A 20,275-nucleotide genomic window follows, 5' to 3' on the forward strand; every position below is an offset into this window, starting at 1 on the left:
TTATAAGAATCTGAGGATAAAGAACCCGGCTAGAACGCATAAGGCGGCGCAAAGACCATAGGTCCAGCCGAAGCAACTGAGCCAGATTTTGGCTCGCTCGACCCGATCCTTGTTCTCCGGCGCGGGTGAAGGTTTTGAGTGGGGGCGCGGGAAGATTGTTGAAAGGGCTGCCGCCAGTCCAATGATCAGCACAGCCACAACCAGAAATACCAGTTCGATCAGATATATGGACCGGGTCACAAGGCCCGTCCCATAAGCCCAGCTGTATATCTGCCGTTGAAAAGACAATGGCCCGAACGCCAGTAACAGAGAGAGGGCCGCGACGCTAAGCAGACCGAAGCGCCTCATCGTGACGGCGACGGGCTGCGATTGACGCCTTTCAAACGCTGCGGACTGGCGGCGATTGGTCCGTGCCTGAATCCAGGGCATGTAAATAATCGCAATGAAGCCGACCAGAATGTAATTCAGCACATCTTCCGCCGCGATTGCCGAATCCGGATAATATTTATTGATGAGAATGATTGCGCCCAGCCAGCCGAGAAGCAGGGTGGCGACGAGCAGCACGACAAGCGCAAAAACCAGAATATTCTGTCGGCGGCTTATGGCAGGTTCGGACATGCGGGTTCAGCGCTTCTCGCGGAAAAAATCCTTGAGGATTTTCTGTGCTTCGCCTTCCGAGAAGCCCGGATAGATCTCTGGCACATGATGACATGTGGGCTGGGTGTAGAAGCGGGGGCCGTGCTCGACGCCGCCACCCTTGGGGTCGGAGGCGCCGTAATAAAGGCGGCGGATGCGCGCAAAAGAGATCGCGGCAGCACACATGGCGCAGGGTTCCAGCGTCACATAGAGATCGCAGTCGATCAGCCGTTCTGAACTCAATGCCTCGCCGGCTTGACGAATGACCAGCACCTCGGCATGGGCGGTCACGTCGTTGAGCTCCCGCGTGCGGTTTCCGGCGCGGGCAATGATCTGCCCGTCATGCACGACGACGGCGCCAATCGGCACTTCGCCGCGCGCACCTGCGGCACGCGCTTCATCCAGCGCGGCATCCATCGGTGTTGCTATGTCGGTAACGGTTGCGGAGGCCGCCTTTTTCATGTGCACTCCATTTCATGCACGTCCATTTCATTGCATGGATCGGGAAATTTCGCTCGCAAGCACTGGAGCGATTTGTTACTGCATAATTCTCGAAATCGAAACCGATTTGCGAACAGATTTATACGGCGTTTTCGTTCCAGACATTCCTTTGCCTGCTTTCGACGGTGCAAGGTGACACGGAAACGCTGCTGAGAGGCCAATACCAGATGACTAAAGACGACGATAACAAGGGCGGCAAGCCGCCTCATGGCCGTAACGGACGCCCCGGTGGCGCCGGCGGCGGGCGCTCAGGCGGCCCCAAGGGTGGTTCGGGACGATTTGATCGTTCTGATCGCCCCGAGCGGTCTGACCGTTCGGACCGCCCGGGTCGCGACAGCCGTCCGCGCCGCGATGATGGCGACCGGGACGATGCGCGCCGCGCTGGTCCGCGCCGGGGTGCCCCGCGCGATGTGGAAATCGAAGAAGATACAAGCGAACGTATTGCCAAGCGTCTGGCGCGTGTCGGCATCGCTTCGCGTCGCGAAGCCGAAACGATGATCGCCGCCGGGCGTATCGCGGTAAACGGCAAGGTGCTGGATAGCCCTGCGGTCAATGTGAAGCGCACTGACGTCATCACCGTCGACGGCAAGCCGCTGAAGCAGGCCGAGCGTACCCGCCTGTGGCTTTACCACAAGCCTGCTGGTCTCGTGACCACCAATCGCGATCCGGAAGGTCGCCCAACCGTGTTCGATGCACTGCCAGCTGAAATGCCGCGCGTACTGTCGGTTGGTCGTCTCGACATCAATACCGAAGGACTTCTGCTGCTCACCAATGATGGCGGGCTGTCGCGGGTTCTGGAACTGCCGTCCACCGGCTGGCTGCGCCGTTATCGCGTGCGCGCCCATGGCAAGGTTACGCAGCCGCAGCTCGATGAACTGAAGAACGGTATCGCTGTTGATGGCGTGTTCTATGGCAGCATCGAAGCCGAGCTTGAACGCGTTCAGGGCGCGAACGTCTGGATCAATATCGGTCTGCGCGAAGGCAAGAACCGTGAAGTGAAGAATATTCTCGGCGCACTCGGTCTGACCGTCGGTCGCCTGATCCGTGTGTCTTTCGGCCCGTTCCAGCTGGGTGATCTTGAAGAAGGCGCTGTGCGCGAAATCAAGGGTCGCACGCTGCGCGACCAGCTTGGCGACAAGCTGGTTGAGGATTCCGGTGCCGATTTCGACGCGCCGATCTTCAACGAGTTCTCCAATGCCGCTGTGCAGGGCCGCACTCGTCGCGAGATGGAAGAAGCCCAACCGGAGCAGGAAGGCGAAACCCGCCGCGCACCACGTGAGCGCGAATGGATTTCCAGCCGTCCGGAACGTCGTCGCGGACGCGAAGACAAGACGGAGAAGGTTGAACCGCGCCGTCGCGGCAACGCCAATGTCTGGATGGCGCCCGGTGCGCGTCCAAAGGGTGAAAAGGCCGCTGCCAAGCCTGCCCGCGTCGAGCATCAGGTGCCGCATCGCGGCGCAAAGTTCAGCGGCGACATGCAGGTGCGTCCGCGTCGTTCGGACGATGCAGAGCAGGGTCGCGACGAGGGTGGCGAACGCCGTTACAACAAGCGTTCGGAAGGCCCACGTTCAAGCGGTCCGCGTGCTGGCGGAAAGCCGGGCGCAGAAGGCCGCTCTTACGGCGCTCGCTCTGAGAGCCCGCGTTTTGAAGGTTCCCGCTCTGAAGGCGGACGGCCGGAAACGCGCGAAAAGCGTGAGGACGGTCACAAGGAACGTCGTCCCGGCAAGCGCGAGCGCGCCGAGCTGCGCGATGCCGCTTCCGGCGAGCGCTCGCAGGGTGGTTTTGAGGGTCGCAAGACGTTCAAATCCGACAAGCCATATAAGTCCGACAAGCCGGGCGGTGCACGCGGCGAGGGTCGTTTCGGCGGTTCCGATCGCGATACGCGTTCGGGCGCACGCAGCGGTGCCGGTCCACGCGGTTTCAGCGATGGTCCACGTCGTGGACCTGACGGTGGTAAGCCAGCAGGTAAATCGGGCGGTAAGCCAGGCGGACGCCCAGGTGGCAAGCCGACCGGCGGAAAGCCCACTGGCGGAAAACCAGGCGGTGGCAGATCGGGAGGCGGCGGTGCGGATCGTCGGCGGTAAGTTTCGCGGTCGCCCGCTTGTAACACCGTCCACCAACGCCATTCGCCCCACCACGGACCGCACGCGCGAGAGCTTGTTCAATGTTCTCGCGCACAGCTTCCCCGAAAAGGTGGAAGGTGCGCGCGTGCTTGACCTTTTCGCAGGCACTGGCGCGCTCGGTCTTGAAGCCCTTTCGCGCGGTGCGCGTTATGCGACCTTCGTGGAGGAATCTGCGGAGGGCCGTGGGCTGTTGCGCCAGAATGTCGAGGCGCTTGGCCTGCAAGGTCATACAAAGATTCTCCGTCGTGACGCCTGCCAGCTTGGCATTGTCGGCACGATGGAGCCGTTCGATCTGATCTTCGCCGATCCGCCTTATGGACGGCGCATGGGAGAAAAAGCATTTTTGTCGGCGCTTCAGGGCGGCTGGCTTAATCCTGACGCACTTTTGGTGCTTGAAGAGGCAGCTGAAGCTTCGCTTGAGCTTGACGAACAATTTGTTGTGCTTGACGAGCGCAACTATGGCGGCACAATCATTCGGCTCATCCAACTCAAAGCCGATTGAGATGATTTGCAGCGGTGTTTGCCGCCGCGTTCTTTCTGTTCGGCGGTAGCATCGCCGATATTGATTTGAAGCATGCCGCCCGGAAAGGCCGGGCGGAAATGAAACCGATTGGAGATGTCGCTTGGTGAATAACACCTCCCTCCGACGCCTGTTGTTATCGACCGCTCTTGGTTTCGCGCTGGCTTTGCCGCTCGCAACCGGCTCCGTTGAAGCTCAAAATCAACCAGCCACCCAAACCGATGTCGCCCAGCCGGCCCCTGCGCCACAAGCGCAAGGCGATCAGGCCGCCCTGCCAGAGATCACCCAGTCCGACGGTGTCAGCAATTTCACCTTGCCCAATGGCCTGAAAGTCGTGGTCATTCCCGATCATCGCGCGCCGGTTGTGACGCAGATGATCTGGTATCACGTCGGCTCGGCTGACGAAGTGGCCGGCGTTTCCGGCATCGCGCATTTCCTTGAACATCTGATGTTCAAGGGCACGAAGAACCATCCGGCAGGTGAGTTTTCGTCCAAGGTCGCATCGATCGGCGGCGAGGAAAACGCTTTTACCTCTTATGACTACACCGCCTATTACCAGCGGGTTTCGCCCGAAGCGCTGGAAATGATCATGGGTTTCGAGTCGGACCGGATGGAGAATCTGGTTCTGAACGAAGAGGCCGTGACGACCGAGCGTGAGGTCATTCTGGAAGAACGACGCATGCGCGTCGATTCCAATCCGGGTGCGATGCTGAGCGAAAACACCGATGCGGTGCTCTTCTACAACCACCCCTATCGCAAGCCGGTTATCGGCTGGCGTCAGGAAATGGAAAAGCTGAGCCTCAAGAACGCCATCGACTTTTATCAGCAATATTACACCCCGAACAACGCCACACTGGTCATCGCCGGTGACGTGACGCCGGAACGCGTGCGTGAACTGACGCTCAAGACCTGGGCCAACGTGCCGAAGCGCGCTGAAGTTCTGCCGCGCGACCGCCCGCAGGAACCCGAAAAACACGCGGCCCGCGTGGTGACGCTGCATGATGCGCGCATCAGCACGCCGTCGTTCCGCATGTCCTGGCTGGTTCCGTCCTATGCCAATGAAAAGCGGTTCCCCGATGTGAAGCCGGGCGATGCGCCGGCACTTGATCTGTTGGGTGAAATTCTCGGCGGTTCGTCCCGCTCGCGCCTCTATCAGACGCTGATCGTCAAGAACAATATCGCCGCCAATACGGGTGCGACCTATAGCGGTGACGCGCTCGATGACGGCACGTTCTCCGTCTATGGTGCGCCGCGCGACGGCGCAACGCTGGGCGATGTCGAGAAGGCGGTGGAAGCCGAACTGGCGCGGATCGTCAAGGACGGCGTGACCCAGACCGAGCTGGATCAGGCGCGCAACCGCTTCCTGAAGGCGGTAATTTTCGCCCGTGACAGCCAGGCTGGCATGGCCCGGATTTATGGTTCGACGCTTTCAGTCGGCCAGTCGGTCGAAGATATCCAGAAATGGCCGGATCTCATCAAGTCCGTGACGGTCGATCAGATTCGTGACGTGGCGGAGCGATATCTCGTCAAGGACCAGTCGGTGACCAGTTATCTTCTGCCACCGAATGCCGAGCCGGAAAATGCCCGCGAGAACCCCAACGCGCCCGCAAACGGTGCCAGCGGCAATGGTGCAGAGGGAGCGATCCAGTGAAGACCATGATCATGCTGAACTTCAAACGCGTTTTTGCCTCTCGCGGTCCGCGTTCGCTCGCAAGCGCTCTGGTCGCATCCATGGCGCTTCTCGTAATTTGCGCGTTGCCGGCGCGCGCCATCGAGATACAGGAAGTCGTTTCGCCAAAGGGCATCCGCGCCTGGCTGGTGGAGGACAATTCGGTACCACTGGTTTCCATGCGCTTCTCGTTCAAGGGCGGCACGTCGCAGGATCCGGCTGGCAAGGAAGGCCTCGCCAATCTGATGACCGGTCTGTTCGATGAAGGCGCCGGTGATCTCGATTCCGATGCGTTTCAGGAGCGGATCGATAATCTGGGCGCGGAAATGAGCTTCACCGCCACGCAGGATGCTGTTGCTGGCGGTGTTCGCATGCTGGCGGAAAATCGCGATGCCGTGACCGATCTGGTGGCGCTGGCTGTGAACAAGCCGCGCTTCGACCAGCCTGCGGTTGACCGCATTCGCAGTCAGGTCGTGGCAAGCATTGAGGCGGCGCAGCGCAATCCCGGCACCATCGCATCGCGCCGTTTTGCAGAAGTGCTTTATGGCAACCATCCTTATGCGCGGCCAGATGAAGGCACGGTCAAATCGCTTCAGGCGATAACCCGTGACGATCTCGTGGCGTTCCATCGCAAGAATTTTGCCCGCGACCGGCTGATCGTCGGCGTGGTCGGTTCCATCAACGCCAAGGATCTTGGCGTGATGCTCGACAAGGTGTTCGGCGATCTGCCCGCAGCGGCGGAACTGGTTCCGGTGCCTGATGTCAAACTGGCTCTCGGCACGACCACCAGCCTTTCCTTCGATATGCCGCAGACGTCGATCCGGTTTGTCTATCCGGCAATCCCGCGCAAGGATCCGGACTTCTTCGCGGCCTATCTGATGAACCACATTCTGGGCGGCGGCTTCACCTCGCGGCTTTATGCCGAAGTGCGTGAAAAGCGCGGTCTCGCCTATTCGGTTTCTTCGCAGCTGGTGTTGCACGACCACGTGTCCGCTTTGGCGATCTCCACGGCGACGCGCCCGGAAAAGGCGCAGGACTCGCTCAAGATCATTCGCGAGCAGGTGGCTGCCATGGCCAGTGACGGTCCGACGGAAGCAGAGCTTGCCGCCGCAAAGAGCTTCCTCAAGGGATCTTATGCGGTGAACAATCTCGATTCTTCGGGAGCCATTGCCGAAACGCTGGTCAGCTTGCAGGATGCGGGACTACCGCGTGATTATATCGACAAGCGTTCGGTGCTTATCGATGCCGTGACGCTCGATCAGGTCAAGGCCATTGCCAAGAAGCTGCTCGAAGCCGAACCGGCGATACTGATTTACGGACCCGCTAAGAGTTGAGGCTCTGCGATATTCGGGCAATGGCGGCCTGAAAATGGCGTGGTTTGAGTTTATGCGTATGATCTTATCCGAAAAGTCTGCAACTTTTCGGGATCATACGACTTCCGGTGCTCATGTACTTTAAGTACACTCCGCTCCGGTTCTCAAACCCCACCATTCTCGGCTCTCCATAGCCCGAATCTCATCAGAGCCGAAGGCGCCTCTCAAGAGGATAAAATGTTGGATAATGCCATGCCATCCACGCCCCGCATTGCCGTCGCTTTCGGCGGTGGCGGAGCGCGGGGCATTGCGCATCTGCATATCATCGAAACCCTTGATGAGTTGGGCATCAAGCCTGTCGCCATTGCCGGATCGTCCATCGGATCGATTGTCGGCGCTGGCATGGCCAACGGCATGAGCGGCAAGGAAATACACGACTATATGGCGGCGATTTTCAATCGCCGTTCGGAAGTGGCGCGCCGCATGTGGCAGACGCGTCCATCCCGCTGGGTCGAGCTGCTAAAGGGCGGTTTTCGTGTCAGCCAGTTCAACATCGAGAAAATCATCGATGTCTTCCTGCCCGTATCGCTGCCGGCCAAGGTCGAAGATCTCAAGATTCCGATGAGCATCACTGCGGCAGATTTCCACGCCGCGAAGGAAGTTCAGATCGTCGATGGGGATTTGCGTTCTGCAATCGCCGCTTCCTGTGCCATCCCCCCGGTCTTTGCGCCCGTGCGTCGCAATGGTCGCATTCTGGTCGATGGCGGCCTGTTCAACCCGGTGCCGTTCGATCTGCTTTTCGATAAGGCGGATATCGTCATCGGCATTGATGTTGTAGGCGCGCCGCCCGGTGACGACGATTATATGCCGACGACATTCGAAGCGGTTATCGGCGGTAACCAGCTGACCATGTGCTCGATCATCGAGAACAAGTTCCGCATTCGGCCACCGCATATTTTCCTGCGACCGGATGTCGGCCGGATCGGGCTGCTCGATTTCCTGAAATTCGATCAGATACTTGCCCAGAGCGTCGGTGTTCGCGATGAACTGAAACAGGCCCTCGATCGCATTATCGAGGGCGATAATCTTCCGACTCTGTCTTAGACTGCCACCTTATTCGGCGGGGATTGCATCTTCCATCGTATCATCATTGGCGGCAGGTGACGGCGCATCGACCGTCTTGTCGATACGCTGGCCTTCGCGCGTTGGCTTGACCAGAGGTTCAGGCGTAACCGGCTTGTTGAACAACAAATGCCGTCCGGCCATGATGCCTTCAGAGGCCTGCACATGCAGGCGATCCTCATCGCGCTGGCGCACATCTTCGCGGATGGCATAGGCATTGTTCTCCGCCATGCCCAGACCTTCCAGCGCGCGCTGCCCGAAGAGCAAACCGGATTCGAAGGTTTCGCGTAGCTCGTATTCCACGCCCTGCGCCCGCAACTGCAAAGTATGCTCGCGGTCATAGGAGCGCACAAACAGGCGCACATCCGGATAGTCCGACTGGATCAGATTGACGATATGGTTCGTCGTTTCCTTGTTATGGGTACAAACCGCAACGATCTTGGCCTTGCGAATGCCGGAAGCTTCGAGCACGTCCTTGCGGGTGCCGTCGCCGAAATAGATGCGGAAACCGAACTTGCCAGCGGCGCGCACACGGTTGGGCGACTTGTCGATCACCGTCACGTCGATGCCGCCCGCCAACAGGATCTGCGATGCAATCTGGCCGTAACGGGAAAAGCCGATCATCAACACGTCGGACCCCGCGCCTTCGAAATCCTCTTCGATTTCATCGACGGGCTTGTCCTTGATGAGAAGTTTCGAGCCGATGGCCACGGAAAGCGGGGTCAACGCCATGGATACGGTGACAGCCGCCACCAGTTCGGAGCCGAGAGCGCTTGAGATGATTGCGGCGGCGGAAGCAGCCGAAAACAACACGAAGGCGAACTCGCCGCCCTGCGGTAGCAGGAAGGCGATGCGTACGGCATCATTATGGCTGGACCGGAAGATGCGGCAGAGCACATAGATGACAGCGATCTTCGCCGCCATGAAAACCGGCACGGCCAGAAGGATCGTCTTCCAATATTCGAGAATCACGCTGAGATTGAGCGACAGGCCCACAGCGACGAAGAACAGGCCGAGGAAAATACCGCGGAACGGTTCGATATCGGCTTCCAGCTCGTGGCGATAGGAGGACTCGGCCAGGAGTACACCAGCGATAAACGCACCCATAGCCATGGACAGACCGGCTGCTTGCAACAATCCTGCCGATCCCAGCACGACAAACAGGGCAGCAGCGATCATCACTTCGCGCGCGCCGGTATTGGCGATGATCCGGAACATCGGATTGATCAGATAGCGCCCGGCAACGACGAGCGCGGCAATGGCGGCAACGGCGGTTGCAAGGTGAAAGCCCGCGCTCGCCTGTGACGGTTCATTGGGCGACAGTGCGGGAATGATCGCCAGAATTGGAACGATGGCGAGGTCCTGAAACAGCAGGATGGCGAAGGCGCGCTGCCCGTGCTTCTGGTTGGTCTCGGCGCGATCTTCCAGCACCTGCATGGCGAAGGCTGTCGAAGACAGGGCGAGGCCAAAGCCGATGATAATGGCAGCTTCCGGGTTGAGCCCTGCCAGATAGATTCCGAGCCCTGTCAGAACAGCGCCGCACAAGAGAACTTGTGCCGCGCCCAGCCCGAAGATCGCATGACGCAGTGCCCAGAGCCGCGACGGCTTCAGTTCGAGGCCGATGATGAAGAGCAGGAACACCACGCCAAGTTCGGAAAAGTGCAGGAATTCCTCACCGTCGGCGATAAGGCGCGCAACGGGTCCGATCGTGATGCCGGCAGCCAGATAGCCCAGCACTGTGCCAAGCCCCAGACGCTTGAACAGTGGCGCGGCGATGATGGCGCCGCCAAGGATCATTAGGGCCTGTAGGTAGAGATTTCCACCGGTCGGAATCATGCTGCGTGCTCTTGTGGTTCGGAGACGGACGGGTCTCGCGACTTGAGGATTTGGAGAAATGTGGACGGGCCTGCCTTGATGCCCCTCGATTTCGGCAATATAGAAACAAGATATGGCTGCAATCAGCCCGATGTCGACCAAATTGACGATATTTTTTTAGCAAGTCCCGGTCACGACCCGTTGCACATTGCAATGTCCGGTCAGGCGGAGGCGAGCTTGCCAAAGCGGGATTGTGCAATGATTTCAGATAATTCGGCGGAAAAGCTGGTCGAGCGTGCGGCCCAGTTGGTGAAAGCTGCCGAACGTGCGGGCGCCGATCATGCTGACGCTGTCGTGATGCGTGCCCGCTCTGTCAGCGTCTCGGTGAGACTTGGCAAGGTTGAGGGAACCGAATCGTCGGAGAGCGACGATTTTGCGCTGCGCGTTTTTGTCGGACGGAGGATCGCTAGTGTTTCCGCCAATGCAGGCGCTGATCCCGACCGTCTGGCGGAGCGCGCCGTCGCCATGGCGCGTGTTGCGCCGGAAGACCCCTATGAGCAGCTTGCCGATCCGGCGCTGCTGGTGAAGTCGCCGCGCGATCTTGATCTTTACGACACGACCGAAATCGATACCGAACGTCTGACGCAGGATGCGCTGGCGGCAGAAGCCGCTGCGCGCGAGGTCAAGGGTGTGACAAATTCCGGCGGCGCGGGCGCATCGCGCAGCCTCGGCGGGCTGGTGCTTGTCACCTCCACCGGTTTTGCCGGTCATTATGCCGCCACCCGTTTCGGACGGTCGGTTTCGGCCATTGCGGGCGAAGGCACCAAGATGGAGCGCGACTATGATTTCAGCTCGCGGCTGCATTTTGCCGATCTCGATACGCCAGACGCCATCGGGCGTCGCGCCGGTGAGCGCGCGGTGCGCAGGCTTGGCGCACGGCAGGCGAAGACCGGACCGGTCACGGTGGTTTATGATCCGCGGCTGGCGCGGGGCATTGCCGGGCATCTGGCCAGCGCCATCAATGGCGCGTCGGTCGCGCGCAAGACGAGCTTTCTGCGCGACAGTCTGGGCAAGCAGATATTGAAGCAGGGCATCACGGTGACGGACAATCCGCTGCGCATGCGTGGATCGTCGTCCCGTCCTTTCGACGGTGAAGGCATTGAGGGTCAGCCACTGACCATGGTTGAAGACGGTGTGCTGAAGCACTGGCTGTTGTCTGGTTCCAGCGCGCGCGAACTGGGTCTGACGGGCAACGGACGTGGCGTGCGCTCCGGTTCCGGTGTTTCGCCTGCCTCGACAAATTTTGCCATTGAGCCGGGCACGCAATCGCCGGAAGATCTCATCCGCGCTGTCGGCACGGGTTTCTATGTGACGGAAGTTTTCGGCCAGGGCGTGGATATGATCACCGGCCAGTATAGCCGCGGCGCTTCCGGCTTCTGGATCGAAAATGGCGAACTTGCCTATCCGGTCAGCGAAGTCACCATCGCGTCGAACCTGAAGGACATGTTCCTCAATCTGACACCGGCGTCGGATATCGACCGCAATTTCGGGATGACCGCGCCGACCCTCGTAATCGAAGGCATGACACTTGCCGGAAACTGACAAACACAGCGAAACGCATGACGAACTGGCGCTGTTGCGCGATGCAGCCCGTGAAGCCGGGCGCATCGCGATGCGTTATTTCGGACGCTCGCCTGAAGTCTGGTTGAAGGATGGTCATTCGCCGGTCAGCGAGGCTGATCTGGCGGTTGATCGCTATCTGAAAGACGTGCTTCTGACGGCGCGGCCTGATTATGGCTGGATTTCCGAAGAAACCGGCGACGAGCGCGCCAAGGCAAAGCGGCGGCGGGCTTTCGTCGTCGATCCCATCGATGGCACCCGCGCTTATATTGCCGGTCAGGACCAGTGGTGCGTGAGCATCGCCATTGTCGAGGACGGCAGGCCGATTGCCGGGGTTCTGGAATGCCCGGTTCGCAAAGAACTGATCGAGGCCGGGCACGGACTTGGCGCGGTGCAAAATGATGCGCCGATCCACGTCAAATTGCCGCCGGAAGGCGAGAAGGTCACCATCGCTTCGGCGCGCAACATGACCGCCGCGCTGCCGGAAAAATGGCGTGACAGGGTCAAGCTGCACGCCTATGTGCCGTCGCTCGCCTATCGTATTGCGATGGTGGCGCGGGGCGAGATCGCGGGCACCTTCATTCGGCCAAATTCGCATGATTGGGATTTGGCCGCAGCCGATCTCATCTTGAGTGAGTCGGGCGGGGCTATTCTGACAAACGATGCTCTTCCGCTCATTTATGGCGGTCCGACGCGGAGCCATGGGGCTCTTGTCGCGGCCAGCGGGAATTTGCTGCGTGAAATGTTGAGTGTTGTCGCGGAGTGACCGTTGGGTTAATCATGCCGCGAACCAAAATTGTTCAGGGATTATTGTCATGAGTGTCGAAGGCGACAAAAAGCAGCTTCTTCATCTGGTGTTCGGCGGCGAGCTGTCGAAGCTCGGGACCGTGCAGTTCCGCGATCTCGAAAACCTCGATATCGTCGGCATCTATCCCAACTATGAATCCGCAAAGACCGCCTGGAAGGCCAAGGCCCAGCAGACCGTCGACAACGCCCATATGCGTTATTTCATCGTGCACCTGCATCGGTTGCTCGATCCCGAAGGTGTGACGCTGCAGGCGGACTGAGCAGTTTGCCCGGTCCAGACCAACATACAACCGAAGGCGAAGAGCGTCCGGTCCAGTCAGCGGTAGAACCCGTCAGGCGCAAGAAAAAAGACGGCTTTGCGAAGCGTCTTTGGAAGCGTGTGCGCGGGCCGCTGACGCAGTCGGCTGTCGTCAAAACGATTTTGGTCTGGCTTATCACGAGCTATTTCAAGCTCGTCTATTACACCAATACACGTCTGGAAGGATCGGCCGACCCGCAGGCGCTGGTCGGCAAGGACGATCCTTTCATCGTGACCTTCTGGCACGGCCAGCACCTCATGGGACCGTTCATCTGCCCCAAGGGGATCGAACTTGTTGCCATGTTCTCGCGCAGCGCCGATGCGGAACTGAACGCCCGCGTGGCGGAAAAGCTGGGGCTGATGACGGTGCGCGGTTCCGGCGGACGCAGTTCGCGTGCGAAGCCGGAAAAGGGCGGTGCGCGTGCGCTCCTCACCTTGAAGAACGCGCTGAAAAAAGGACAGTCGGCATCGATCATCGCCGACATTCCTCATGGCACGCCGCGCGAGGCGGGCGAGGGGATCATTTTGTTGGCGAAATTGTCCGGGCGACCAATCATTCCGGTTGCTTATGCCTTCTCAAGAAACCATGTTTTGGAGAAGTCGTGGGACAAGACGACGATTCCACTGCCTTTTGGACGGTCCGTTGTTGTGCGCGCCGACAATGTCTGGGTGGATGCCGACGCCGATGAAACGCAACTGGAAGAAAAACGCATGGAACTGACGCGCCTGCTGAACGATGCCACGGAGCGCGCCCATGCGGCATTGGAGAAAGCGAAATGAGCGAACGCTGGGCGCGCAATCTATTGTCAGCCTATCGTATGTTCGGCTCCGCCGCCTATCCTTTCATGGGGCCTTACATTGCCTATCGCGCATCGCGCGGCAAGGAAGAGCGGCAGCGCCGCGGTGAGCGTTATGGCAAGTCAGCCGTCGCCCGCCCGCAGGGACCGGTCATCTGGGCCCATGCCGCCAGCGTTGGCGAAAGCGTTGCCATTACACCGCTGATCGAAAGCATTGCCGCAACCGGCATTCATATCGTGATGACGACGGGCACAGTGACGTCCGCAAAGCTTGTGGCTGATCAGCTGGGCTCCAAGGTCATCCATCAATATGCGCCGCTCGACCTGCAACCGGCGGTCAATAATTTCCTCAACCACTGGAAACCGGATCTCGCGATTGGCTGCGAATCCGAAATCTGGCCCGCAACGGTGCTGTCGCTCGGCGGTCGTCATATTCCGCAGGTGCTGGTCAATGGCCGCATGTCGGATCGCTCTTTCGCCAGATGGCAGAAGCGGCCTGCGCTGGCCGAAGCCTTGTTCGAAAATTTCGCCCATGTCGTGGCCCAGTCGGAACTCGACGGCGATCGTTTCCGTGCGCTCGGTGCGCGTCCGGTCAGTGTATCGGGCAATCTGAAAGTCGATACCGCGCCTCCGCCTGCCGATCCGCAGGCCTTGTCCACATTACAGCGGCAGATTGCCGGACGGCGCAGCTGGGCGGCGATCTCCACCCATGACGGCGAAGAGGCAATCGCTGCCGAAGTGCACCAGATGCTGAAGGTACGCTATCCGCATCTCGTGACGATCATCGTGCCGCGTCATCCGGATCGCACGCCTGCAATCGAGGCGATGCTGGTGGAAAAGGGTTTGAAAGTCACCAAACGCAGCACTGGCGCGCCGATTGAAGCGGATACCGATATTCTGCTGGGCGATACGATTGGCGAAATGGGGCTTTATCTCCAGCTGACCGAGATTGCTTTCATCGGCAATTCGCTGACCAAGGAAGGCGGACACAATCCGCTGGAGCCGGCCATGATGGGCACAGCCGTGCTGACCGGCAAGAATGTGCAGAATTTCCGCGAGTCCTTCCAGCGCCTGATCAAGAATGGCGGTGCGCGCATCGTGAAGGACCGGAACATGCTCGCCGGGGCGATCAATTTCCTGTTCAACAATCCGCAGCATCTGCGCGGCATGATCAATGCGGGCGTCAGCACCGTCAAGGATATGCGCGGTGCGCTTGATCGCACGCTTGTCGCGCTGGAACCTTTCATCCAGCCGCTTGTGTTGCAGGCGCAGTTCCCCGGCAATCGCAACGAGGTTGCCTACGTCCACGGCGGCATCTGATATGGCGAGCGAAGCGCCGCCATTCTGGTGGGAAAAGCCCGATTGGCGCGCCCGGTCGCTGGCCCCTGCCGCCTGGATTTACGGCTCCATCGCCGGGCGACGCCTGATCCGCTCTGAACCGCCCAAAATTGCTCTGCCCGTTCTCTGCATTGGTAATTTCACGGTCGGCGGCGCAGGCAAGACCCCGACGGCAATTGCCTTTGCCAAAGGTGCAAAGGCGCGGGGGCTGAAACCGGGCATCGTCTCACGCGGCTATGGCGGCAGCTATCAAGGCCTGCATGTGGTGGATCCGGGGCATGACAGCGCCCGCTATGTCGGTGATGAACCGCTGTTGCTTGCACGTCATGCGCCGGTCGCACTTTCTCCTGACCGTGTGAAGGCCGCGCAGCATCTGCAATCGCTCGGCTGCGATTTCATTATCATGGATGACGGATTCCAGAGTGCCCGGCTTCATGCCGATTTTGCGCTGCTGGTGGTGGATGCTGGGCGCGGGATCGGCAATGGCCGTGTTATCCCGGCAGGCCCGTTGCGCGCGCCGCTGACCGACCAGATGCGCAAGACCGATGCGTTGCTGCGGATTGGAAAGGGCGATGCGGCGGATTTCGTGATCCGTCAGGCGGCCCGAGCGGGACGACCGATCTATGAGGCAAAGCTCATTCCATCATCGACGGCAACAGTGGCGGGGCAGCGCTGGCTGGCCTTTGCCGGGATTGGCAATCCGGACAAGTTCTATGCGAGCCTTGCCCAGGCAGGCGGTACGATTGCGGAAACGCGCTCGTTCCCTGATCATCACAGCTTTGAGCCTGACGAAATTCGCGATCTGATCGATACGGCCCGCCGTAACGGTTTGGGCCTGATCACCACAGCGAAGGACCATGTACGTCTGGCGACCATGGTCGGTGTACCGGCTGAATTTCTGTCGAAACTGGCGGTTCTCGATATCGATCTGAAATTTGAGCGCACAGACGCGCTCAATCATATCCTTGATACGGTGATCGAGCGCTTTAAAAGCCGGTCGTTATAAGCGAACTAGGCCTTCTTGCGGCTGCGCATTTCCGGATTGAACTCAAGCTCGCGCTCGAAGGAAATGTGGCCGGTTGCATAGGCTTCCTGCCGCGCAACGCTCCAGTATTTCAGCTCGTCCAGCGGAATTTGCGCGCCGGTAACGGCACAAAGCACATAGGAACCGTGCTTGACGATTTCATAGTCGCCGTCGAGATAACGCAGGACAGCTTCGGAGGATGAGCGGGGCGATTCAAATCTGTTCATATGTGTAAAACCTTTGCACTGGATTCTAGCAAGTGCCGACCTTGGCGTCCAGCGGTGCTGGATGAGCAGCTGTAAGAAAAGCCATTAACGCCTGCCGAAAAGCCGCTCGATATCGCTCAGCTTCAGCTCGATATAGGTCGGGCGTCCGTGATTGCACGTGCCGGAACCGGGCGTTGCCTCCATTTCGCGCAGCAATGCGTTCATTTCTTCCGGCTTGAGGCGGCGTCCAGAGCGCACCGATCCATGGCAAGCCATGGTGGCCGCGACATGGTTGAGCATGGCTTTCAATCCGTCGGAGGTTTCATGCTCGGCAATCTCGTCGGCCAGATCGCGGATCAGCTGCTGCACATTCATTTCGCCCAGCATGGCGGGCGTCTCGCGCACGGCGATGGCGCCGGGTCCGAACTGTTCTACGCCCAGCCCGAACCGGGCCAGCGTTTCGGCATGGCTTGCCAGCCGCTCGGCGTCTTCTTCGGGCAGATCGACCACTTCCGGGATCAGCAGCATCTGTCCCGGTATCGGGCGGGAATGCAGCGCGTTTTTGAGCGCCTCATAGACCAGCCGTTCATGGGCCGCGTGCTGGTCCACGATGACGAGGCTGTCCTCGGTTTGCGATACAATGTAATTGGCATGGATTTGTGCGCGGGCAGCACCCAGCGGCTTTTGCTGCAACTCGGCCGGGGCTTCGCTCATCGTCGCGCGCGCATCGGCAGTCGGAATGTTCACGACGTCGATTGTCGCCTGCTCGCTTTCATGGAAACCAGATGCGCTGCCGAAATCAAGCGGTCTATGCGCTGGATGTGCGGTCTGCGGCGACCATTCGCTTCGAGGCGCTGGCCGATACGGTCGCCAGCTCGTGGAGGCATAGCTGCTGGATGCGGCGCGCGCGCCTAATGAGGACTGTGGCTGAAATCCTTCTGCGCGAAAGGCCTGCAACATGGCTTCCGCACCGCTGGTTGCCGGGCGGATGCCGGATTGGGCCAGCGCTTGCTTGATCGCGCCGACGATAAGGCCGCGCACCAGACCGGGGTCGCGGAAGCGCACATCGGCCTTGGCCGGGTGCACATTCACATCGACCAGTGCCGGATCGAGCGTCAGAAACAGCACCGCGACCGGATGGCGGTCACGGGCAATGACATCGGCATAGGCCCCGCGCAGCGCGCCAAAAATCTGCTTGTCGCGCACCGGGCGACCATTCACATAAGCGAACTGGTGCTGCGCATTGCCGCGATTATGGGACGGTATGCCGACAAATCCTGCAAGCCGAACACCATCACGCTCGGCATTGATGGCCAGCGCGTTTTCGCCGAAATCCTGACCCAGAACCTGCCCGATGCGTTCCAGCGTAGCGTCGGCGCCCGTGCCGGTCGCAGGCATTTCCAAAGGCGAGCGGTCGGTGCCTGACAGCGAAAAGCGCACATGCGGAAAGGCAATGGCGATGCGCTTCAGTACATCTGTGATGGCGGAAGCTTCGGCGCGGTCGGTCTTCATGAATTTAAGACGGGCGGGTGTCGCATAAAACAGGTCGCGCACTTCGGCGATCGTGCCGCGATTGAGTGCGGCAGGGCGCGGGCCTTCGAGATGGCCGCCTGAAACGGAAACCTCGAAACCGGCATCCGCGTCCTGCGGACGCGATTTCAGCGTCAGCTTGGCGACCGAGCCGATGGAGGGCAGGGCTTCGCCGCGAAAGCCGAGCGCTCGAATATCGTGCACGTCGTCGGAAAGTTTGGATGTGCAATGGCGCGAAACCGCAAGCGGCAGCTCGTCGGCGGGAATGCCGGAGCCATTGTCGGTGACGCGCAGCAGCGTCTTGCCGCCGCCGCCGGTCACAACCTCGATACGGGTCGCGCCAGCGTCGATGGCGTTCTCGACAAGTTCCTTGATCACGCTGGCCGGTCGTTCGATGACCTCGCCCGCGGCGATCTGGTTGATGATGGTTTCGCTTAAGTGTCGAATGGGCATGCGGCGATTATAGGCAGATTCGCAGGCCGCTGTAATAGCACCGGGCTGCTTCTGAACCGAACCTTTGAAACCGCAGGACTGACGCCTGCGGTTTGCTGTGTAACAGCGTCAGGCCGCCTGAGCTTCAGCCTCTTCATTGAGGCCGAGCTGAATAGCGGGTGCAGGGTATCCAAGCAGGAAGCCTTGCACCTGATTGCAGCCTTCTTCTTGCAGAATATCCATCTGCGACTGCGTCTCTACACCTTCGGCCAGCACGGGAATATCGAGGCTCTGACCGAGCGCCAGAATGGCGCGCACAAAAGCCTTTGACTGCACATTCTGTTCCAGATCGGTGACAAAGCTGCGGTCGAGCTTGATCTTGTCGAAGGGGAAGGAGCGCAGCGTCGCCAGCGACGAATAGCCGGTGCCGAAATCGTCAATCGCGATGCTGACCCCAAGTGCCTTGATTTCGCGCAAGATTTGCAGGGCACGCGCCTGATCGCGAATGATCGCGCTTTCGGTTACTTCCAGTTCCAGAAGCTTTGGCGAAAGGCCGGTCTCGGTCAGGATATCCCGAACCGTTTCCACGAGGCCGGTATGGCTGAGCTGTAGCGGGGAAATATTGACCGCGATCCTGCGGGCAACGGGCCAGCTTGCCGCTTCCCGGCAGGCCGCACGCAGCACCCATTCGCCAAGCTGGGTAATGACGCCGGATTCCTCGGCTATAGGAATGAACACGGTTGGCGGAACCAGACCATGCACGGGATGACGCCAGCGCAGCAGAACTTCATATCCTGATACGCCGCCATCCTTCATGCTGCGCTGAACCTGAAAATTCAGGAAGAACTGGTTTTCGTCGATGGCCGTCCAAATGTCGCGGGCCAGCGCTGCGCGCTTGCGTGCTGCTTCATCCATGCTGCTTTCATAGTAACAAATCTTGTCTTCGATGCTTTGCTTGGCGCGGTACATCGCCATGTCCGCATTGGACAAGAGCTTTTCCACATCCTCGGCATCGGTCGGATAGATTGCGATACCAAGGCTCGCACCGGGGCGGACAACGGCATTGCCGAGGTCGACAAGATCGCAAAGCGCGGTATTAAGGCGTGACATGAAGCTGCGCAGGTCGTCTTCGTCCTCAAATGTCTTGAGGGCTGCGAATTCATCGCCGCCAAAGCGACCGATCAGCTCACCGCTTTCCAGATGCTCGGTCATGCGGGCGGAAATCTCGCAGAGCAGCCTGTCACCAGCAGCATGGCCGTAGAGGTCGTTGACTTCCTTGAAGCGGTCCAGATCGATGCCGATCAGCGCGATACGATAATGGCCGTTATCGGCATTGATCTTCTCGCGGTTCAGGCGCTCGACAAACTGGGTGCGGTTCGGCAATCCGGTCAGCGAGTCATGGCGGGCAATATGTTGTAGCTGCCGCAAGTTGGACGACTGGACGTGACTGTCGATCAGATAGCTGGCAAGCGCGGTGCAAAGCACGAGCAGACCGACGCCGCCGACCGAAACGGCAAGAGCGAACTTGTCGGCCAGTGCTGCTTCTTGCAGATAGTTCATCGGCGTGACGGTCATTGCTGCCATGCCGGTAAAATGCAGGCTGACAATGGCGATCGTGAAGGTCAAAACTGCCAGACGATATGAGGTTGGATAGCGCAAGCGCATCAGAACCTGACCGGACAGCGAGCCGAACAAAACGGCAAGCACGATGGACGCATAGAAATAATCCATGTTCCATTCGATCAGCCCGTCGACGCGATAAGCCAGCATGCCGATATAGTGCATGGCGGCAATCGAAGCGCCGACCATAGCGCCGCCAATGACCGGGGCGAAACGCGGAAAGCCGCCGGTCATGACTACGAAGCCGATCCCGATGCCGACAACGGCAATCACCAGCGACAGGATGGTCAGGTCTGGCAGCAGCACCACGGGCGCGCTCGGCTCATAGGCCAGCATGGCCACGAAATGCGTGCTCCAGACGGTTGAGCCCGACGCGATGGCCACCAGAAAATGCCAGCCATAGCGAACCGCGCCATGGCATTTCGCTGCCTTGCGGACGAGATTGAGCGTGATCGCTGAACCGACGAGGCAGATCAAGGCTGCCAACGTCGTCAGCCACGCTTCATGCTGCGTGGCAATACAATTGAGAACGGTAATCATGGAGTGGATTGGCCCCGATAGCCCTATTAAACGAGGTCAGGGCATTGAACTGCCCAAAGTGATCGGCTTGGCTGTAAAGTCGGTCCGTTGCGATCCGACAGAAAAACCTGGCTGCTTAGGTGGTCATTACAAATGCAGAGACTCGATAGGAACCGAGCGGCCGATATGCCCAGATCGTATCAACGCACATCGGCGCATCATAGTCGCGTAACACATCTTAGCCTCTAAAAACCCAAGCCCGAATTTGATGATCCTTTGGTTGCATAGCAATTACTGATTAGCGGTTAACGCGAATATCAAGATTGTGGGCAAGTGGAAATTTTCACAAGAATGTTATAATAAAGTGACTGCTTTTACAACGTTT

General features: G+C 59.5%; 17 protein-coding genes. 11 read left to right on the forward strand and 6 right to left on the reverse strand.

Annotated features, from left to right (window positions below; all coding sequences use genetic code 11):
- Together ACTJKP_RS15505 and ACTJKP_RS15510 are read right to left on the reverse strand one after the other, a co-directional pair.
- The gene (locus tag ACTJKP_RS15505) at nucleotides 1-564 is read right to left on the reverse strand and encodes a hypothetical protein (RefSeq protein ID WP_440631290.1); all 564 of its coding nucleotides are present in this window, start codon (nucleotides 562-564) and stop codon (nucleotides 1-3) included.
- 60 nt (nucleotides 565-624) lie between these two features.
- Nucleotides 625-1,098: a nucleoside deaminase gene (locus ACTJKP_RS15510; RefSeq protein ID WP_440631291.1), complete on the reverse strand. Its 474-nt coding sequence runs from the start codon at nucleotides 1,096-1,098 to the stop codon at nucleotides 625-627.
- 206 nt (nucleotides 1,099-1,304) lie between these two features.
- Between ACTJKP_RS15510 and ACTJKP_RS15515 the strand changes: the two genes are divergently transcribed.
- The 5 genes from ACTJKP_RS15515 (at nucleotide 1,305) to ACTJKP_RS15535 (ending at nucleotide 7,866) form a co-directional block, all read left to right on the forward strand.
- Nucleotides 1,305-3,221: a pseudouridine synthase gene (locus ACTJKP_RS15515; protein WP_440631292.1), complete on the forward strand. Its 1,917-nt coding sequence runs from the start codon at nucleotides 1,305-1,307 to the stop codon at nucleotides 3,219-3,221.
- Nucleotides 3,202-3,762, forward strand: coding sequence for a 16S rRNA (guanine(966)-N(2))-methyltransferase RsmD (gene rsmD, locus ACTJKP_RS15520; protein WP_440631333.1), 561 nt, complete (start codon nucleotides 3,202-3,204; stop codon nucleotides 3,760-3,762). Before ACTJKP_RS15515 ends, rsmD begins: the two co-directional genes overlap by 20 nt.
- Before the next feature lie 124 nt (nucleotides 3,763-3,886).
- Entirely contained in the window at nucleotides 3,887-5,431 is a 1,545-nt protein-coding gene (locus ACTJKP_RS15525; RefSeq protein ID WP_440631293.1) for a M16 family metallopeptidase, read from the forward strand.
- A gap of 11 nt (nucleotides 5,432-5,442) precedes the next feature.
- Nucleotides 5,443-6,783 carry a M16 family metallopeptidase gene (locus ACTJKP_RS15530; RefSeq protein ID WP_176168321.1) on the forward strand — a complete coding sequence of 447 codons (1,341 nt, stop codon included), beginning with the start codon at nucleotides 5,443-5,445 and terminating at the stop codon, nucleotides 6,781-6,783.
- A gap of 219 nt (nucleotides 6,784-7,002) precedes the next feature.
- Entirely contained in the window at nucleotides 7,003-7,866 is an 864-nt protein-coding gene (locus ACTJKP_RS15535; RefSeq protein WP_440631334.1) for a patatin-like phospholipase family protein, read from the forward strand.
- 9 nt (nucleotides 7,867-7,875) lie between these two features.
- On the opposite strand, the gene ACTJKP_RS15540 is transcribed toward ACTJKP_RS15535, so the two are convergent.
- The gene (locus tag ACTJKP_RS15540; RefSeq protein WP_078338944.1) at nucleotides 7,876-9,720 is read right to left on the reverse strand and encodes a monovalent cation:proton antiporter-2 (CPA2) family protein; all 1,845 of its coding nucleotides are present in this window, start codon (nucleotides 9,718-9,720) and stop codon (nucleotides 7,876-7,878) included.
- A gap of 237 nt (nucleotides 9,721-9,957) precedes the next feature.
- Here ACTJKP_RS15540 and ACTJKP_RS15545 point away from each other — a divergent pair, with 237 nt between their 5' ends.
- The 6 genes from ACTJKP_RS15545 to lpxK all read left to right on the forward strand — a co-directional run bounded on the left by ACTJKP_RS15545 (nucleotide 9,958) and on the right by lpxK (nucleotide 15,565).
- Nucleotides 9,958-11,301: a TldD/PmbA family protein gene (locus tag ACTJKP_RS15545; RefSeq protein WP_440631294.1), complete on the forward strand. Its 1,344-nt coding sequence runs from the start codon at nucleotides 9,958-9,960 to the stop codon at nucleotides 11,299-11,301.
- The gene (locus tag ACTJKP_RS15550; protein ID WP_440631295.1) at nucleotides 11,288-12,085 is read left to right on the forward strand and encodes a 3'(2'),5'-bisphosphate nucleotidase CysQ; all 798 of its coding nucleotides are present in this window, start codon (nucleotides 11,288-11,290) and stop codon (nucleotides 12,083-12,085) included. The genes ACTJKP_RS15545 and ACTJKP_RS15550 overlap by 14 nt, the downstream gene beginning before the upstream one ends.
- Before the next feature lie 49 nt (nucleotides 12,086-12,134).
- Nucleotides 12,135-12,386, forward strand: coding sequence for a DUF4170 domain-containing protein (locus ACTJKP_RS15555; protein ID WP_078338942.1), 252 nt, complete (start codon nucleotides 12,135-12,137; stop codon nucleotides 12,384-12,386).
- A 119-nt stretch (nucleotides 12,387-12,505) separates the two neighbouring features.
- Nucleotides 12,506-13,204, forward strand: a complete 699-nt coding sequence (locus ACTJKP_RS15560) for a lysophospholipid acyltransferase family protein (protein ID WP_078339066.1) — start codon at nucleotides 12,506-12,508, stop codon at nucleotides 13,202-13,204.
- Nucleotides 13,201-14,541 carry a lipid IV(A) 3-deoxy-D-manno-octulosonic acid transferase gene (gene waaA, locus ACTJKP_RS15565; RefSeq protein WP_440631296.1) on the forward strand — a complete coding sequence of 447 codons (1,341 nt, stop codon included), beginning with the start codon at nucleotides 13,201-13,203 and terminating at the stop codon, nucleotides 14,539-14,541. Before ACTJKP_RS15560 ends, waaA begins: the two co-directional genes overlap by 4 nt.
- Nucleotide 14,542: 1 nt before the next feature.
- Nucleotides 14,543-15,565 carry a tetraacyldisaccharide 4'-kinase gene (gene lpxK, locus ACTJKP_RS15570; protein ID WP_440631297.1) on the forward strand — a complete coding sequence of 341 codons (1,023 nt, stop codon included), beginning with the start codon at nucleotides 14,543-14,545 and terminating at the stop codon, nucleotides 15,563-15,565.
- Nucleotides 15,566-15,570: 5 nt separating this feature from the next.
- Here lpxK and ACTJKP_RS15575 read toward each other — a convergent pair whose 3' ends face one another.
- From ACTJKP_RS15575 to ACTJKP_RS15585, 3 genes are all read right to left on the reverse strand, one after another.
- Nucleotides 15,571-15,810, reverse strand: coding sequence for a DUF2093 domain-containing protein (locus ACTJKP_RS15575; RefSeq protein ID WP_078338939.1), 240 nt, complete (start codon nucleotides 15,808-15,810; stop codon nucleotides 15,571-15,573).
- An 84-nt stretch (nucleotides 15,811-15,894) separates the two neighbouring features.
- The gene (mutL, locus tag ACTJKP_RS15580; protein WP_440631298.1) at nucleotides 15,895-17,772 is read right to left on the reverse strand and encodes a DNA mismatch repair endonuclease MutL; all 1,878 of its coding nucleotides are present in this window, start codon (nucleotides 17,770-17,772) and stop codon (nucleotides 15,895-15,897) included.
- A gap of 108 nt (nucleotides 17,773-17,880) precedes the next feature.
- Nucleotides 17,881-19,911: a putative bifunctional diguanylate cyclase/phosphodiesterase gene (locus ACTJKP_RS15585; protein WP_440631299.1), complete on the reverse strand. Its 2,031-nt coding sequence runs from the start codon at nucleotides 19,909-19,911 to the stop codon at nucleotides 17,881-17,883.
- Nucleotides 19,912-20,275: the final 364 nt, after the last annotated feature.

The sequence above is a fragment of the Brucella sp. 22210 genome, assembly GCF_052045675.1.
GTDB lineage: Bacteria > Pseudomonadota > Alphaproteobacteria > Rhizobiales > Rhizobiaceae > Brucella.

Excerpts from the sequence above, each read along its gene's own strand:
- ACTJKP_RS15585 (WP_440631299.1), bottom strand. The coding sequence starts at position 19,911 with ATGATTACCGTTCTCAATTGTATTGCCACGCAGCATGAAGCGTGGCTG.
- ACTJKP_RS15515 (WP_440631292.1), top strand. The coding sequence starts at position 1,305 with ATGACTAAAGACGACGATAACAAGGGCGGCAAGCCGCCTCATGGCCGT.
- mutL (WP_440631298.1), bottom strand. The coding sequence starts at position 17,772 with ATGCCCATTCGACACTTAAGCGAAACCATCATCAACCAGATCGCCGCG.
- ACTJKP_RS15545 (WP_440631294.1), top strand. The coding sequence starts at position 9,958 with ATGATTTCAGATAATTCGGCGGAAAAGCTGGTCGAGCGTGCGGCCCAG.
- lpxK (WP_440631297.1), top strand. The coding sequence starts at position 14,543 with ATGGCGAGCGAAGCGCCGCCATTCTGGTGGGAAAAGCCCGATTGGCGC.
- ACTJKP_RS15510 (WP_440631291.1), bottom strand. The coding sequence starts at position 1,098 with ATGAAAAAGGCGGCCTCCGCAACCGTTACCGACATAGCAACACCGATG.
- ACTJKP_RS15530 (WP_176168321.1), top strand. The coding sequence starts at position 5,443 with ATGCTGAACTTCAAACGCGTTTTTGCCTCTCGCGGTCCGCGTTCGCTC.
- waaA (WP_440631296.1), top strand. The coding sequence starts at position 13,201 with ATGAGCGAACGCTGGGCGCGCAATCTATTGTCAGCCTATCGTATGTTC.
- ACTJKP_RS15575 (WP_078338939.1), bottom strand. The coding sequence starts at position 15,810 with ATGAACAGATTTGAATCGCCCCGCTCATCCTCCGAAGCTGTCCTGCGT.
- ACTJKP_RS15555 (WP_078338942.1), top strand. The coding sequence starts at position 12,135 with ATGAGTGTCGAAGGCGACAAAAAGCAGCTTCTTCATCTGGTGTTCGGC.
- ACTJKP_RS15540 (WP_078338944.1), bottom strand. The coding sequence starts at position 9,720 with ATGATTCCGACCGGTGGAAATCTCTACCTACAGGCCCTAATGATCCTT.